This window comes from Pseudomonas sp. PDM17 (assembly GCF_014851985.1).
GTDB lineage: Bacteria > Pseudomonadota > Gammaproteobacteria > Pseudomonadales > Pseudomonadaceae > Pseudomonas.
The window spans coordinates 264,625-280,373 of sequence record NZ_JACVAT010000004.1; the positions used below are offsets into that span (position 1 = coordinate 264,625).

Below are 15,749 nucleotides of genomic sequence, written 5' to 3' on the forward strand. Positions count from 1 at the left end.
AGGGTCGCCCCCTACAAACGGCCAAATCGAATATCTATATGACATGAAGGCGTTTTGCAAACTGTCAGTCACTGGATTCTTTTCAACAATCTCGTACAACACCCTAAGAATTGCAGCAGAGAGTTTTCCACCAACATCAAGTAATGTTTTACATGCCACTACCTGGGATTACTTGAAAGAACTACGCAAGGAAGCTTATGAAATATCCTCACGTTCTACAAGCCAAGAACCTAGCGAAAAAGATCCGCTTAGAGAATCTGCAAAATTAAAGGAATCCCTAATATACTCACAACTATGCGCTAACGCATATTTCGACATTATAGGAAAACTAGAAAGATTCCTATTAACCCCGTTCACCGATCATCATATCGACCGCCAAAGAATAAGCCAGATATTAAACGAAAATCGCAGTCTATTTCGGGACATCAATTCTTCGTGTGCCCCGAGTACAGACTCTGGCCTACTAATACTTCAAGGGGGAAAGCAATGAACCCCAAAACAAGTCTGATACATATAATCGATGAATATCGAAACCCTTCACGTATTTCCGGGACTGCGAAAAGAATAAAAGCCCGTATAGTTTATGATGAGATTCAAAACTTTCCTCTGCTAATTTGGCCTGATGGTAGACCTTGCCTACTGGCTAATTCTTGGCTGCTTGCCAAAAATGAAACAGCATCATCTCCGACATCACTGCGGACATACGCCTACCAACTCGTTCATATAATTAGATACTGCCACCATGGACAAGTTGACTTTCAAGACCTAACTGACGACCACCTAAAATCTTTTTCTATGAGCCTTTGCGACGAATCTGATGAGTTTGGAAGGGCCAAAAGATCCAATAGCACATGCCGATCCATACTCAGCACGACTCTATATTTCCTACTATGGATCCAGACAGCCCGCCTCGCAAATAGAGATTTCAGACTGATAGGCTTGGCGGAGGAGCATTGCCAAGTCACCATCAAGTGGAAGCGCAGCGGTAAGAGTGGAAAGAATTTCATCTGGCATAGATCATATCCTTCAATTGGCAAGAAACAGAGAACTAAGTTTCCAATGCCAGATAGATACATAGAAGAAATAGAGTCTAAAATATCAGAGGAACTGTATCGAAATTTGCCACCTTCCGACTACCCTCATATTCAGAGATACGTGAATGAGCGTAGACTATTCACACACTGGATGTTCAAGAGATTCGGACTTCGCCCTGCCGAACTCGTGCTGCTCGACACAACAGACAACCAATCCATACAAAAGACCTTGATACTGAAAATTCCGACCAAAAAAACTCGCAACAGACACGAGGCACCTCTTCGGGAACTGCTAATCTCAACTACAGATGCATTTAGGATAAGCAGATACCTTGATACCCGCCTGAAGCTTCTAGACGAAATATTAAAAAAGAACAGAAGAGCTACTTGTACAACCAAAATGCTTGTGGGATTAAGTGGAAACGAGCTTAAGGCCGGCACTCTAGTGAAAGAGATGTCACGGATCAGCAAAAGAACGACCTTTCCCACCGCGAAGTGCTGTTTATCCATGTATCGCCACCGATTCATAACTCGCGACATATTGGTTAGTCTACATCACATAATTCAAGACCACCCACACAACCTTTTATCAACTGACGCAACAATAGAGGCGGTACTCAGGAGAACAGCGCAAAAAACAGGCCATCGAAGCCTGGAGTCATTATGGGATTACGTTGAGCTTGCATGGGAAGGATATAATTTATTCACTGGAGCGGACAAGGCACTGAGTCTTCGTTACGAACTAGACGGGCTAACCAGTGAGCTTCGCCAAGCTATTGTGGCAAATGATGCCTTCCATGCGCCACTTGTTGAACCGTTACTTAACAGAATTGCGGCCGTTATACAGCATCTGGACTAGCCCGCCATTTAATCTTTAATATTAATCACTCCGACACAGCACGACATACCTATGGAGATTACCACTTTATTATTCTATGGGTCAGAATAGGGCTCACGCCTACATTTTGGATTATCATCTCGTCGCGCCTTACAAGTTTTAGCACTTGTAGAATACCCATGGAGTAATCCGAATCGCCTTAGCATTACCGCCGAAGCTCTTGATCGCCCCCATTTATTGCATTGCCATCTTCCGGTGCCCCGCTTGGGGCTGGGTTAGCCAAGCAGCCTGACAGTTATCCTACATCCGGAGGAATCATACTCAGGCTCATCAAGACAACCATCGCTGGAGGTCTGTTCTTCATCCTGCCACTGGTTCTCATCGTCATCCTAGATGAGATAGCCATTCGCCTACTGAGCGGCTCGCTTCAAGGGGTACTTCCATTGTTCGCCGGGTTCGGCGTCGCTACCGTCACCTCCGTAACGCTCGCAGCGATCATCGCTCTGGCCGCCATTTGCTTCGTTGTAGGCTGCGGCTCCTGCTGCAAGGGCCGCTTCGTACCGCTAACGTTGAGTGAGACCAGCGCCTGGCTGGCGAGAGGGGGAGATGTCGCGATATTCGTCGAGGCATTCGCACAATACCCATCGAGAGCGAGTGATCCCGAGTATCTGCACCACAGCGCTCGCGCCGCCCAGGTAACTTCAGGCTCTGCTGTCCTGAATGTGATCGCCGTTTTTGCTGGCTCAGCTCAGCCAGCCTGCCCGAACCTTGATGAGCAGAACACCTGCACGATCTATGAGGATCGTCCTCTTGTGTGCCGCATCTACCCGATGGAGATCAGCCCCTTCATCACCCTGAAGCCCAGCGAAAAGGATTGCCCACCTGAGTCCTGGAGTGACCAGGCAAAAGATCTTCTGATTGCGAGCGATGGGAGTGTGAGTGCCGAACTCAGCGCTTTAATTGAGGCCTCGCGATCAGCAGACTGCTGCGATGCGCTGCAGAAGGTGTCCATTTGCGAGCTGCTCGGATTCAACGTCACGGCATGGAAAGGAAACGGTTACGCACTCTATCTTCCTGAGCGCCGTCAGCTCTCCGAGGCAATTGAGCGATCAGCGGCCACCCAGCTCCAGCAACTCATCTAGGGATATCGGCGGCTCGTAATGATCGGCAGCAGGGCTTGGGAAGCCACCCGCAGCACGGCAGGAGAGCGCAGGGATGGAGGAGCGCGTGCCCCCGCCACTGAGGGGCTGCATGCGGAGAATTTTCATAGGTTTCAGCCAGCAATTACTGTATGCATATACAGCATATGCTGACATTGAAAACCTTGCTCGACCACTCCCCCTGGTCGGCAGGGGGCCAGGAAGCCCTCGCCGGCAACACAAAAGCGCGTGGTGTTCAGGAGCTCCCTCGGACAGTCTTCCCTAGCGACCGTTTCCGCCCGGAAGAGCAGCAATCAAAGACAGATTGCCCAGTTCTGACCCACTGAGTTGCGACTCATGAGGGGGAAATTGTTCGAGTGGCAGCTTGAAGGAAGCTGAAACCACCCCCCGCGATACGTAATACATAGTCATTAGGTGACTAGCTCGGTGGCCTGTGCTCCATCCTATGATGGCCAGCAAGTTGGATGCCTGAGTTTTTCTCATAAACTCCTCGTTGGCTGGATTATTTATAGCCCTACCGCTCGAAAGCTCATTCAGTAGTTTCTTAAAGAAATCATCCTTCATAGCAACCTCCTACCATTTTAGTGGCGTAGCCAGCTCAAGATAGCCCGCAAAACTAGTTACTCCAATGCACCCATTGCGACTCACATCACCCGCCCCTGACACAACGCAAGAAAGCCAAGCACATGATTTAAATTCATAAGTCATTGATCCAAAAGGAAACCCCAATGGAAACTGTGCAATTCCCATAAAAAAGAGCCGAATCAACACCACAGCCCACAATTAACGCAGAGAAGAACAGCCAAAACTCACAACCCATTGATTTAGAACAGCAACGCACAGCAGGGTTCGCAATTAACGAGAAAAGGAACTTATTCAAAGAAACTTGCTTGCATATTATAAAATAGTAATAAAAAGGAGACCCAAACACTTCTGTGCTGACCTAGAGTGCTAGAGCCTCTCTCATGGAGCATCGACATGGTAAGTCCTGGCGCAAACTCACAAGAGCAAGAATCCCCATTTATCAAGTACCGTGAGTTCTTACTGGCTGGGCACTCCAGCTCCGAGCGGCAGTTTCAAGGCCTGCTGCTGGATGCTTATGGAGAAGAAAGCTATGGATTCCACTTCGGCTGGATAGCCGGGTATGACCGACGGCGGCAAGAAATGCTCCTTGAGATCATCGCAAGCCTTTGCGCACACGGGGCTAAAGCCCCCGGCTTCCAGGAACTGTGCCAAAAGATCATCGATCAGCGTAGGCGTGAGGCATAGGCGCAGGCCTGACCGACCGGCCTTACAGGGCAACGCCTCCACCAGCCACTAGGGTGCCGGAGGCGTTGTGTTTAGCGGGGTATGTAGACGGCGAATCTGTCGTCTACGAGTATCCAGACAAGGTGGGTCTCGCTATCAACCGCGACGTCACCAGGCTGGAGGTAAAGGATATACATCATCGTTATCTCCATTCAGGGGGAATTCCTCGCTCATCCTTGAGCGAGGTGTCCTGACATATTTATTTATCAAACCAGCCCTGAAACACGACCTTAATGGGGAAAATCATCGGTCACTCTCGGCCCAGCCGGTCGCCCCCTGCCGAAGTCTAAACAAGGGTTAAATACAAGATAAAAACGGATGTAATATCGCGACATTTGAAGGTATAGTCGCGGCACTCAAAGAGCGGGCCGAATGCCATGGAAGATCTCGCAACAAAAATTATCCCATTGGTGCAGATGCTGATACCGGGCTTCGTCTGCACAATGATTTATTACTGGCTGGCAGATATGAAAAAGCCAGGCCAGTTCGAACGCACTATCCAGGCGCTGATCGGCACTGGTCTGATCACGCTGCTCGTCTCTGGCATCCGGGTCTTAATGGAGTACATCGGAGCACACTGGTTCGTGCTAGGGGAGTGGACGCCAACCGTTGAAAGCGCCTGGGGCGTCGGTCTGGCGGTGCTTCTTGGACTAGGCTTGGCTTACGCATCGAATCATGATTATCTCTACAGCATCGCCCGAAAGAGGGGACTGACCTCTAGGGCGTCGTACCCGGAATGGATCTATGCATTTCGGAAACGTGAAAGCAAACATGTTGTACTCAACTTCCTAGATGGCCGGCGCCTTTACGGGTACCCATCTGTATGGCCGACTGACCCTAAGGATGGTCACTTCCTGATTACTCAGCCCTGCTGGATGAACGAGGAAGGCGAATGGGTTGAGACACCTGGAATCGAGAGCTACCTAGTAAATAACTCGGATATATATTGGGTTGAATTTCTTGAGTAGGAACACGCAATGACAAATCAAAATCGGCCGACAGAACACGTTGTCAGGCACCCCACGCATGACGGGATGAACGTAAACCCTCCCGCGCCAACCAACGTCCGGCCCGCAGTCCCGCCGCCGGCCCCACCCAAAGCGCCAAGTCGGTAAGCGGCCATGTACGAACAGAGGGGTATATCCCCGCCGCCGCCGCCGAGAAACGATGGCCGCCCGCAGCAGCAGTCGGTTCATGAACGTCCCGCGACGCCGCCTAAAGCACCACCGCCGGCACCACGACGTACTCAAGGAGATTAAGGTTGAGCACGAAACCACCAAGGAAGCCCGTGAACAACGGTGTAAATCCGCCCACCACGACTACCGGCGCTAGGCCGTCAGCCCCTCCAGCCGCACCACCGCCTGCACCGAAAAGATGAGAGACATCGTGAGCAGCTGACCTGTAGCAGAATTGCTACGGTCAGCTGCTACAAGAACTACAGCCCGGAGATACGAAGGCATACCTCACAAAGAAGGCAGTAATCGCGGTACTCTTGACCACTCACCTCTGCGCCGATTGGTTTACCGTCGCCACCAACAAGCTCGCCATACTGATTAAGGGTAAAGTCACATACCAGTATTGGCTCTTCCGAAACAGGGTTGCGGACGATAACCAATACCTGCCCCAAGCAGTCAGCATCGTCCATCTTCTGTACAAATTTAACGGTAAATGCACGCCCCAAGTACTCTCCGACCAGCTCCAGCTGACTTCTTGCCTCTAGAGTGACCTTCCATGAAGCTGTGGCTTGATTGCTATTCTTCAGCCAGATCTCCGACATATCCACAAATGCAGATACGCACTGCCTCCATGCATAAGCAGTGTTCTGAAGAGACTTCAAATACTCCCTAGTCTGGGCGTACCTTAGCACCATAATTAGCTATCCTTTAGATAAAATCCGTCACTGACCTGAAAGCTCGGCAAGCTTCCTTTTAGCCTCAATCAAGGCCGATTTAGCATTCAACAAATCAGCCTCAGCTTTCAGGCTATTGAGCGGGCCATTTCGTTTAGACTCTGACTCTTTGTCTTTAGCCTCTCGCTTCTTAGCTACAAATCCATCTATCGTTGCAGCTGAGCCTGCAGCGGCTGCAGCAATCTTCTCGAAACGGCTTTCCTCTCCGTACTCACCTGTCTCCAGACCGCCACTTTTAGAAAACGTCAGAGCGATATTATTAGACTGGAAAGGCCCATTTTTGAGAGGTATAACAGAGAAGCGACCGAACTGGGCCGCAAAAGACATTTGGGAGGCAAGTGTTTGGGAAGAATCACTACAAATCCCATCGCACACTTTAACAGTGATGGGAACTGGCTCTCTGTAAATTACCCCTTTTTCTTTCAGCCCTGTTGGTAGATTATCGACCTTGGTAGGAGTACCGATTACTTCCAACCCAGTTACAATGGGATGGAGATATTCCCAGTTTTGCTGTAGCACCCACTTACCAAAGTCTTTATCTTCAAGTGTATACGCCTCGGGCTTGTCATTTGCCCTTGGTATAAACTCTTCCTGCCTAACAATCTGCAAAGTCTCTTTTGCAGTCGTAATCACAGCGGCAGCTGACGCGCGAGCCTTGTCATCCTTGGATGGATCTAATAGATCTTTAACCGCTGCGTTCTTCGCGACCAAAGCAGAATCAGTAGAAGGGTTACATAATGTGCCAGCTGTGGGCTTATTTCCCATAATCCCCATTCCAGCAATCCTCACCACATTCGTTGCTGTATTAACCACCCCGCCCAGCACTTCAGCTTCCTTACTTACAGCACTGGCACCAATCGTGTGCAGAGTTCCATTATCGTACAGAGTACGCTTCAACGAAGTTGTTTTCCACCCAGAGGAAAGCGTCTTAATTGGTATTGAATAATGCTGATCACGATCAGCAATAGACTCCTCCGTTATAGTTGCACTCTGCCGAACAGTAAAATTCACGCAGTCCACAACTTCGTACGTAATAGTAATAATATATTTCTGTTTGGGCAGATAGTAATCGAACCCAGGAGCGGTCGGCTGAGCACCTACTTCAACTTTCTCATATGTCAGCGACGTAGTGCAGCCTGATAATAAGGCGAATGCTGTCACAGCAGATGCGATAGCCCTCATTTTCCCCTCCCTGAGAAACTGATTCTCTTAAATTAAGCCACACCAGAATGACATCGCCATGATGGCACGCCATGGGAGCTTGTCCAGCACAGGCGAAGAGAGGGGTGGGGAAGTAGATGCGGCGAGCGCTCCAAATCGCAATGGATCTCCCGCAAGCAACGGCAAATAGCGACTGGCTCGCGAGCTCAGGAACCCATAAAAGGCCTCGTGGATCAAACATTCTGTCGAACCACGATGTGCACAGCTTGAGAAACCTAAGTGGCGCCGCATCCTTGCGGCGCCAAAACCCGTTACTCCTCGTGATGGCCCAAAAGCAGGCAGGTAAAGGTGCCCTCACCCCCATCCCAGCAGGAGGGAGCCTCAGCTTTACTCAGCAGACAGGCAAACAGAACGACAGCAGACACGTAGAGCAGACGATTCATAAGGTTACTTCCTTGGTTTAGGAAACCTCAGTTAATCGCGCCAAAAAACCGTTTTGGGACGAGTCTGCGCCCAGTTCAGGGACACGGACTTCTATATCGCTCCCGAACCAAGGGTTTTCACCTGATGGCCGCGCCGATTGAGACGGGCAATGAGCTGGTCTTCGTTAATAAGCGGGTTCGTGTTCTCGATACTCAGACGTAGACCGAAAGCCCGGAACACCGAGGTGAGTGAGTGTATGGTCGGGTTCCCAACGTCAGCCTCGAGATTGGCAAGCGTCCTGGTCGACACCTTGAGCACCTTAGCAAAGACGTCCTGCGGTAGGTCTGTGCACTCTCGTCGCAACCTGCGGATGGCCTTGCCAAAGGTCAGCCGCCCCTCGGCGACCTCGATCTGGATCTCATTGATGATTCTCTTGCGCTCCAGGATGTCAGGCACTCTCAGCCTCAGTAGCCGCTTCTGTCCCTCAAAGGTGATCCATTTTTCTATGTACCGGCGCTCACTCATTAGAAGAGACTCGCAAGGACTCGCCAATCACACGTAGCACGTGCGCCCCGACCAGAGAGCACATAAATCGTGTTCATCGACTCAAACAGATGACCTTCTACAAAACTCAACTCGAAGGTACTTCGGATCCACCGGGGGCGATCAAAACGATCTGCCTGGTCATCAACAACCTTACCGGCGTAGACAACGCGAGGCAGCGCTCCTTCGGGCACCTCCAAGTCCTCCGTATCGCTTAAATCCACCAAGACCCACTCACGAACCAGGCAGTACGGTTTGGAGGGGAAGAGCTCGCGGGCACGAGCGATCAACTCAGCATCCGTGTATTCGCTTGCCCCGATTTTATCCGCTTCGTCACAGATGCCGACGGCGATGCGAGCCAGCGCCATAAACTTATCCATACCCGAAATGGTCGATGCGTTAAGGATGCGACCTTTGCTCATTACTACCTCATCTGATCAGGACTGCTGATCGTTATCGAATGCTGCCGACTGCGGACACCCCCTGGGCCCTGGGGGGCAGCACCAGCAAGTCCAGCAGGCATATGAGCAACATGAGCAACATGACTGCTTGGGTCGCAGAGAGCAGCGGCGTACTCCGCACCATTCTCAGTTCCTGGGTAGTTGCATTGTTGTTCTTCGGTGCGTTTCCTGGACAACGAATTCAACCCGCTGCAGGAGCGGATTGGTAATCGAAAAAAGGTATGCAGAGATACTCTCGCCGCATCAGGCGGCTGGTTTGCCGGCGATGGGTGCACCTTCAGGTGCATGACCAAACTTTCAGCCTACGAATCGTCCTGCGCAAGGACTTGCAGCAATGGCACTTCGACCTATCATTGCCATCTTGGTGCCGCTACACGAGAAAAACAAAAAATGCGCTCATTCAGGCTACTGGGATGCACCTCGATCTACCTGCTATCTATTTTTTTTAGCCATGATCTTTTTGCATTCCAGATAAACCCATGCCTTAGAATTCTTACTTATAAAAAAGACACTCTCGACAGTGAGGCAATCCGGGGATGGAACAGATGCTCCATCTTAGGATTCAACTCAGCTCACGAGCATATGACGCAGTTTTCAATAGACATGTACATGAGCGACAGCAAGCTCCCTTACACCCCATACAGCACGGCAGACAAGAGTGGAGTTAGGAGATACAATTTTATTCAAAGCGCTAATTGGCAGCACGACGAAAAAGGAAGAGTCCATACCGCCAAGGGCCTTATCTATGGAAGCTGGTGGAATGATGATCCACTGATGTATATGCAGGGGCAAGGCTCTGACTTTGGTATGGGCGCCTACTACCTCAGAAAAATAAAAGGCGACAGCCAAAGCTATAGGGGTGGGGTACGAAAGTGTGATGTCCCCGCTAGACAGAGCCTCTTCTGGAACACGCATAAGGGAACTCTTCAGCACCTGCACTTCATGACAGTCATGCCTAGGAAAACTCCACCCACAGAGGCTTTGTCAGACACCACCGGGCGGGCTCTCGAATGGATTGAGTTCGCCTACTCAGTGGCCTCAATGAAAAGAGACCCTGACTCACAATTCCCGCCAGACGAGCAAGCCCGCCTCTGGATTCCACCTTTGAAGGAAAACTACTGCCTTCGCGACCCCTACAATGCGAAAGTGAAAACACTATTCACCCGAGCCGGCTCCGACCATCGAAACGAGCTTACTCCGGACATGGCGCTGGGAAGCATATTGCATATAATCCAGGACTCCTTCTCTCCGTCTCACACCTGCAGAGTCGCTCAGTTAGTTGATGGGAAAAAGATGGCCCTCCTAAACAATGTTTACAACTATAAGAATCAGCTCGTAGATGATGGCGGATCTACACAGCACGAGGAGAAGGATGAGTATCCAGTTTGGCTTTTTGCTTACTATTTCTCTGGCAATAACACCTACGCCAATGACCCTATAATTGAAGGAAAATGGATTATTGATGCCGCAGATCACGGAACTGACTGGAGCATCGTGAAGCAACATCTCAAAGACAAAGTTTTCAAAACCGTCGACCATCCCTCGGAAGACGCAAATGTGAAGTGTATCTAAGGACAGTAGTGTCCCATCACGAAATCCGGAGATAGACCACTCATAGCCCCAACCCTAGCTGTAAAAAGGCCTGGGTTTCGCGGCATACGATTCCGCTCGACCTCCAACTAGAACAGACGACCGAACTGCACCCCACTCGCTCCAGTTACAAAAAGGTCTCTCAGAATGAATCAGGCCGTGCAATTGCACGGCCTAATTGAAATCTGCGGGACGATTAAATGGCCACGTCCGCCTTGATGCCTGGGTACGGATCGTATCCAACGATTTCGAAGTCTTCAAAGCGATAGCCGTAGATGCTGTCCGGCTTCCGCTTGATGTTCAAAGTCGGTAGCGCTCTCGGAGTACGAGAGAGCTGCGTTTCGATCTGCTCCATGTGATTGGAGTACGCGTGCGTATCACCGGTAGTCACGATAATTTCGTGGGGGATCAGGTCGCACTGCTGCGCCAACATGTGGGTCAGAAGCGCCAGCGCTGCCGTGTTGTAGGGCAGGCCCAGGAACACATCCGAGCTTCGGATATAGAGCTGCATCGACAGGCGATTGTCAGCAACGAAGGCCTGATAGAGAAGATGGCAAGGCGGCAGAGCCTGCAGGCCATTAGCGGCATTCTCTTGCGGGCTTTTCTTCTCGTCCGGAAGGTATTCAACGTTCCAGCCATGGAAGAGGATTCGACGGCTGTTCGGATTGTTTTTCAGCGTATCAACTACGTAGTCGATCTGATTGATGGTGCGGCCATCTTTAGTCGGCCAGGCAGTCCACTGCTTGCCATAGACCGGGCCAAGATCGCCGTCTTCGGTTGCCCATTCATCCCAAATCGACACGCCGTTTTCGTTCAGCCATTTGACGTTGGTGTCACCGTTCAGCATCCAAATGAGCTCATTTGCGATGCTCTTGAAATGCAGCTTCTTAGTCGTCAGCAGAGGGAAGCCATTCGCAAGGTTATGGCGGAACTGCCTGCCGAAGACAGCTTTAGTCCCGGTGCCAGTACGGTCACCTTTCTCGAAGCCGTTCTCTAGAACATCTTTCAACAGGTCGTGGTATGCCTTCATGCTTTTTCTCTAATCACTGCAGTTTCCCCAGGATGTGGGGATGGGGTCTTCCAAGAGGGATCACACCGCTCAACCTTACCTCGACAGGTTGGGGGCGACTATCGCCTTACGCTACGAATTTGACACTGGACGCGGCGTTGTCTGGAAAATGGCACGGCGGCAGGGCCATTTCGTCGATCAGCGCGGGGTTCCACGCGGAGACGATCAGGCGGCGCGAATCCGGGTTGTTCTTCAGCATCTGCATCAGGTTGGCGATCTGGTCGATGTGGCGACCGTCCGGCGCCGGCCAGGAGCGCCACTGGTAGCCGTAGACCGGGCCCAGGTCGCCATTCTCGTCGGCCCACTCGTCCCAGATCGAAACGCCGTTTTCCTTCAGGTAGGCGATGTTGGTCGAACCTTTGAGGAACCACAGCAGCTCATGGACGATCGATTTGAGGTGGCACTTCTTGGTGGTCACCAGCGGGAAGCCTTCGGCGAGGTCGAAACGCATCTGGTGGCCGAACACGCTGTAGGTGCCGGTGCCGGTGCGGTCGCTCTTGAAGGTGCCGTGTTCGCGCACGTGGCGCATGAGGTCGAGATACTGTTTCATCGCTGCGGTTTCACCCAAAAGCCGGTCGGTGAGGCTCTGCGGCGCGGCTCCGGGGTGGGCCGCCGGCAGGAGCAATCGCCCGGCAGAATCTGAACAAGCGGCAATACTAAGGGCCTGGGCACGCTATCGCCAGTCCGACCGACGGACCGGCTACGTGGCCGATGGAAGCACCCAGCGTCAGGATTCAAGCGGCGACAGACCGCGTTCCCCAACCGTTCGCCTGTTGCAAGAGAGGTCGTCATGTCCGAGGCACAGCTGCCCGCCTTCCCCCTTTCTCGGCGCCGCCTGCTGGCGGTGGCCTGCGCCAGTGCCGCCCTCGGCGGTGTGCTGCTCAGCCCCGCCGGGCGCACCTGGGCCGCGCTGACGCCCCAGGCGGAGAAGGCGCTGGAAGGCTTCATGACCCTGTCCCAGCGCCTCACCGGGCGCAGCAACCTCGACCCGCGTATCGGCCAGCGTCTGTTCCAGGCCCTGGCGCAGCGCGACACCGCGCTCAAGCAGAGCCTGGCCGAGCTGCTCGAGCGCCTGGGCGACGCCCCGGACAGCTGGAACGAGCGCCAGCAATGGCTGGCCCGGCAGATCCTCGGCGGCTGGTACCTGGGACAGGTCGGGGATGACACCAGCGCCACGGTCGTCACCTACGAGCAGGCACTGATGTTCCGCGCGGTGGACGATGTGCTGGTGATCCGCAGCTACTGTCCGAACAAGCCAGGCTTCTGGGCCGCGCAGCCTACCGAGCGGGGGGCATGAGCATGGCCGAGACGCAACGCGCGGATTTCGTGGTGGTCGGCTCCGGTGTGGCCGGCGCCCTGGTCGCCCATCAGCTGGCACTGGCCGGCAAGGACGTGCTGATCCTCGAAGCCGGCCCGCGCATGGGCCGCTGGGAGATCGTCGAGCGCTTCCGCAATCAGGCGGACAAATCCGACAACCAGGCGCCCTACCCGTCCAGCGCGCACGCGCCACATCCGCAGTTCAAGCCGGACAACCACTACCTGATCCAGAAGGGCGAACACCCCTACGACGTGCAGTACATCCGCGCCGTGGGCGGCACCACCTGGCACTGGGCGGCGTCCGCCTGGCGCTTCCTGCCCAACGACTTCAAGCTGCTCAGCCTCTATGGCGTGGGCCGCGACTGGCCCATCGAGTACGCCGAGCTGGAGCCGTGGTACCAACGCGCCGAGGAGGAACTGGGCGTCTGGGGCCCCGGCGACGAAGAGCTCGACTCGCCCCGCAGCCAGCCCTACCCGATGCCGCCGCTGCCATTGTCGTGGAACGAGCAGCGCATCAAGACCCTGCTCAACGCCAACGGCTACCGCGTGGTCACCGAGCCGGTGGCGCGCAACAGCCGTCCTTACGATGGCCGGCCGACCTGCTGCGGCAACAACAACTGCATGCCGATCTGCCCCATCGGCGCCATGTACAACGGCATCGTCCATGTCGAGAAGGCCGAGGCCGCCGGTGCGCGGCTGATCGACAACGCCGTGGTGTTCAAGCTGGAGAAAGGCGACGGCGGCCAGATAGTCGCAGCGCTGTACAAGGACCCGCAGGGCAACGAGGTGCGTGTCGAGGGCGACACCTTCATCCTCGCCGCCAACGGCATCGAGACGCCCAAGCTGATGCTGATGTCCGGGGTTGGCAACAGCTCGGACATGGTCGGCCGCAACCTCATGGACCACCCCGGCACCGCGGTGCGGTTCTACGCCGACGAGAAGCTCTGGCCTGGGCGCGGACCGCAGGAAATGACCTCCATGGTGGGCTTTCGCGACGGCGCCTTCCGCAGCGAGTACGCGTCGAAGAAGATCCACCTGTCCAACCTCTCGCGTACCGACCAGGTCGCTGCCGAGCTGATCCGCCACGGGCCGCTGCTGCTGGGCCATGACCTGGAGGCGAAGATCCGCGACCGCGCCGCACGTTTCGTGCGCTTCGACAGCTTCCACGAAATCCTCCCGCACCCGCAGAACCGCATCGTGCCCAGCGCCACCGAGCGCGACGCGGCGGGCATCCCCAAGCCCGAGTTCACCTATGCGATGGACGACTACGTGCGCAAGAGCGCGGTGCACACCCGCGAGGTCTACGCCCACGCGGCCAAGCTGCTGGGCGGCGAGGAGGTCAAGTACGACGACAGCTTCGCCAACAACAACCACATCACCGGCACCGTGCTGATGGGCACAGACCCGAAGGACTCGGTGGTGGATGCCCAGTGCCGCAGCCACGACCACCCCAACCTGTTCATCGCCAGCAGCGGCGTGATGCCCACCGTCGGCTCGGTGAACTGCACCCTGACCATCGCCGCCCTGGCCCTGCGCCTGGCCGAGCACCTGAAGCGGGAGGCCAAGGCATGAAACCTCTCCTGCTGCTCGCCCTGCTGGCCGCACCGCTGGCCACCCATGCCGCCAAGGCCCTCGACCCGGCGCCGGCGGAGTTGCTGCAACGTGGCGAATACCTCGCCCGCGCCGGCGACTGCGCAGCCTGCCACACCGCGCCGGGCGGCAAGCCCTTCGCCGGCGGCCTGCCGCTGGCCACGCCACTGGGTGCGGTGTACTCCACCAACATCACCCCCGACCCGAAGACCGGCATCGGCAGCTACAGCTACGACGACTTCGCCCGTGCCGTGCGCGAAGGCGTGGCCAAGGGCGGCACGCGGCTCTATCCGGCGATGCCCTACACCGCCTATTCGAAGATCACCGACGAGGACATGAAGGCGCTCTACGCCTGGTTCCTCGAAGGCGGCGTACAGGCGGTCGCGCAGCCCAACCAGGATTCCGACATCACCTGGCCGCTGGACATGCGCTGGCCGCTGGCGATCTGGAACCTGCTGTTCCACGACGATGCGGTCTACCAGAACAACCCGAAGCAGAGCCCGGCCTGGAACCGTGGCGCCTATCTGGTCCAGGGCCTGGCCCACTGCGGCACCTGCCACACGCCGCGCGGCATGGCGTTCCAGGAGAAGGCCACGGACGAGCGCGGCACCGGTTTCCTCGCCGGCGCCGCACTGGGTGGCTGGTATGCCTTCAACATCACCCCCGACACCCACAGCGGCATCGGCGGCTGGAGCGACGCGGAGATCGTCCAGTACCTCAAGACCGGTCGCGTACCGGGCAAGGCGCAGGCCGCCGGGCCCATGGCGGAGGCGGTGGAGCACAGCTTCCAGTACATGACCGAGGCTGACCTGCAGGCCATCGCCAGCTACCTGCGCAGCGTCCCGGAGGTCAGCGATGGCGAACGCAAGGCGCGCTTTGCCTGGGGCCAACCGGCGGACGACCTGGTGACCCTGCGCGGGGAGGACTTCGCCGCACAGAAGCACGAAGACGGCGCCCGCCTCTACCTGGGCAACTGCGCCAGCTGCCACTCCTGGACCGGCGAGGGGGTGAAGGACGGCTACTACCCGATGCTGTTGAAGAACAGCGCCGTCGGCGCCCTGCAGCCGGACAACCTGGTGCAGGTCGTGCTCGGCGGCGTGCATCGCAAGGTGGGCAATGACAACGTGTTCATGCCCGGCTTTGCCGGCACGCTGAACGACGAGCAGATCGCCACCCTGGTGAACTACCTGACCGCGCAGTTCGGCAATCCCGAAGTGAAGGTCGATAGCGCGAGGGTCGCCGAGATTCGCCAGCCCTGACCCCGACGTAGTGGCGGGCCGCCAGCCACCAGAAATGAGGCCCGCCCGCGTTGACAGCTCCCACCGGCTCGCGGAAGCTCCTGTACC

At 55.1% G+C, this 15,749-nt stretch carries 12 protein-coding genes and 1 pseudogene; 7 read left to right on the top strand and 6 right to left on the bottom strand.

Annotated elements, in window-relative coordinates:
* Positions 1-486: 486 nt before the first annotated feature.
* The 3 genes from IB256_RS15440 (at position 487) to IB256_RS15450 (ending at position 5,308) form a co-directional block, all read left to right on the top strand.
* Positions 487-1,893, top strand: coding sequence for a hypothetical protein (locus tag IB256_RS15440; protein WP_192403151.1), 1,407 nt, complete (start codon positions 487-489; stop codon positions 1,891-1,893).
* 422 nt (positions 1,894-2,315) lie between these two features.
* Positions 2,316-3,014, top strand: coding sequence for a YkgJ family cysteine cluster protein (locus tag IB256_RS15445; RefSeq protein WP_192403153.1), 699 nt, complete (start codon positions 2,316-2,318; stop codon positions 3,012-3,014).
* Positions 3,015-4,717: 1,703 nt separating this feature from the next.
* A complete protein-coding gene (locus IB256_RS15450) occupies positions 4,718-5,308 on the top strand; it encodes a DUF6338 family protein (protein WP_192403155.1) in 591 nt (196 codons plus the stop codon).
* A gap of 467 nt (positions 5,309-5,775) precedes the next feature.
* Here IB256_RS15450 and IB256_RS15455 read toward each other — a convergent pair whose 3' ends face one another.
* From IB256_RS15455 to IB256_RS15470, 4 genes are all read right to left on the bottom strand, one after another.
* Positions 5,776-6,117, bottom strand: a complete 342-nt coding sequence (locus tag IB256_RS15455; RefSeq protein ID WP_192403157.1) for a hypothetical protein — start codon at positions 6,115-6,117, stop codon at positions 5,776-5,778.
* Positions 6,118-6,237: 120 nt separating this feature from the next.
* Positions 6,238-7,431, bottom strand: a complete 1,194-nt coding sequence (locus tag IB256_RS15460) for a hypothetical protein (protein WP_192403159.1) — start codon at positions 7,429-7,431, stop codon at positions 6,238-6,240.
* A 513-nt stretch (positions 7,432-7,944) separates the two neighbouring features.
* The gene (locus tag IB256_RS15465; RefSeq protein ID WP_225601779.1) at positions 7,945-8,289 is read right to left on the bottom strand and encodes a helix-turn-helix domain-containing protein; all 345 of its coding nucleotides are present in this window, start codon (positions 8,287-8,289) and stop codon (positions 7,945-7,947) included.
* 68 nt (positions 8,290-8,357) lie between these two features.
* Positions 8,358-8,798, bottom strand: a complete 441-nt coding sequence (locus IB256_RS15470) for a DUF6957 family protein (protein ID WP_192403161.1) — start codon at positions 8,796-8,798, stop codon at positions 8,358-8,360.
* Between the two features lie 648 nt (positions 8,799-9,446).
* Here IB256_RS15470 and IB256_RS15475 point away from each other — a divergent pair.
* The gene (locus IB256_RS15475; protein WP_192403163.1) at positions 9,447-10,409 is read left to right on the top strand and encodes a hypothetical protein; all 963 of its coding nucleotides are present in this window, start codon (positions 9,447-9,449) and stop codon (positions 10,407-10,409) included.
* 214 nt (positions 10,410-10,623) lie between these two features.
* Here IB256_RS15475 and IB256_RS15480 read toward each other — a convergent pair whose 3' ends face one another.
* Together IB256_RS15480 and thyA are read right to left on the bottom strand one after the other, a co-directional pair.
* Positions 10,624-11,457 (bottom strand): thymidylate synthase, encoded by an 834-nt coding sequence (locus tag IB256_RS15480; RefSeq protein ID WP_192403165.1) that lies wholly within the window; start codon positions 11,455-11,457, stop codon positions 10,624-10,626.
* A gap of 148 nt (positions 11,458-11,605) precedes the next feature.
* Positions 11,606-12,046: pseudogene (gene thyA / locus IB256_RS15485) on the bottom strand (thymidylate synthase); the annotation flags it as partial.
* A gap of 240 nt (positions 12,047-12,286) precedes the next feature.
* On the opposite strand from thyA, the gene IB256_RS15490 reads away from it, so the two are divergent.
* From IB256_RS15490 to IB256_RS15500, 3 genes are read left to right on the top strand one after another with little or no spacing between them, the layout of a single operon-like run.
* Positions 12,287-12,793, top strand: a complete 507-nt coding sequence (locus tag IB256_RS15490) for a sugar dehydrogenase complex small subunit (RefSeq protein ID WP_192293867.1) — start codon at positions 12,287-12,289, stop codon at positions 12,791-12,793.
* A 2-nt stretch (positions 12,794-12,795) separates the two neighbouring features.
* The gene (locus IB256_RS15495; RefSeq protein WP_192293869.1) at positions 12,796-14,385 is read left to right on the top strand and encodes a GMC family oxidoreductase; all 1,590 of its coding nucleotides are present in this window, start codon (positions 12,796-12,798) and stop codon (positions 14,383-14,385) included.
* Positions 14,382-15,662 (top strand): cytochrome c, encoded by a 1,281-nt coding sequence (locus IB256_RS15500; protein ID WP_192293871.1) that lies wholly within the window; start codon positions 14,382-14,384, stop codon positions 15,660-15,662. Before IB256_RS15495 ends, IB256_RS15500 begins: the two co-directional genes overlap by 4 nt.
* Positions 15,663-15,749 lie beyond the last annotated feature (87 nt).

Excerpts from the sequence above, each read along its gene's own strand:
- IB256_RS15475 (WP_192403163.1), top strand. The coding sequence starts at position 9,447 with ATGAGCGACAGCAAGCTCCCTTACACCCCATACAGCACGGCAGACAAG.
- IB256_RS15480 (WP_192403165.1), bottom strand. The coding sequence starts at position 11,457 with ATGAAGGCATACCACGACCTGTTGAAAGATGTTCTAGAGAACGGCTTC.
- IB256_RS15470 (WP_192403161.1), bottom strand. The coding sequence starts at position 8,798 with ATGAGCAAAGGTCGCATCCTTAACGCATCGACCATTTCGGGTATGGAT.
- IB256_RS15455 (WP_192403157.1), bottom strand. The coding sequence starts at position 6,117 with ATGTCGGAGATCTGGCTGAAGAATAGCAATCAAGCCACAGCTTCATGG.
- IB256_RS15490 (WP_192293867.1), top strand. The coding sequence starts at position 12,287 with ATGTCCGAGGCACAGCTGCCCGCCTTCCCCCTTTCTCGGCGCCGCCTG.
- IB256_RS15460 (WP_192403159.1), bottom strand. The coding sequence starts at position 7,431 with ATGAGGGCTATCGCATCTGCTGTGACAGCATTCGCCTTATTATCAGGC.
- IB256_RS15500 (WP_192293871.1), top strand. The coding sequence starts at position 14,382 with ATGAAACCTCTCCTGCTGCTCGCCCTGCTGGCCGCACCGCTGGCCACC.
- IB256_RS15495 (WP_192293869.1), top strand. The coding sequence starts at position 12,796 with ATGGCCGAGACGCAACGCGCGGATTTCGTGGTGGTCGGCTCCGGTGTG.
- IB256_RS15450 (WP_192403155.1), top strand. The coding sequence starts at position 4,718 with ATGGAAGATCTCGCAACAAAAATTATCCCATTGGTGCAGATGCTGATA.
- IB256_RS15440 (WP_192403151.1), top strand. The coding sequence starts at position 487 with ATGAACCCCAAAACAAGTCTGATACATATAATCGATGAATATCGAAAC.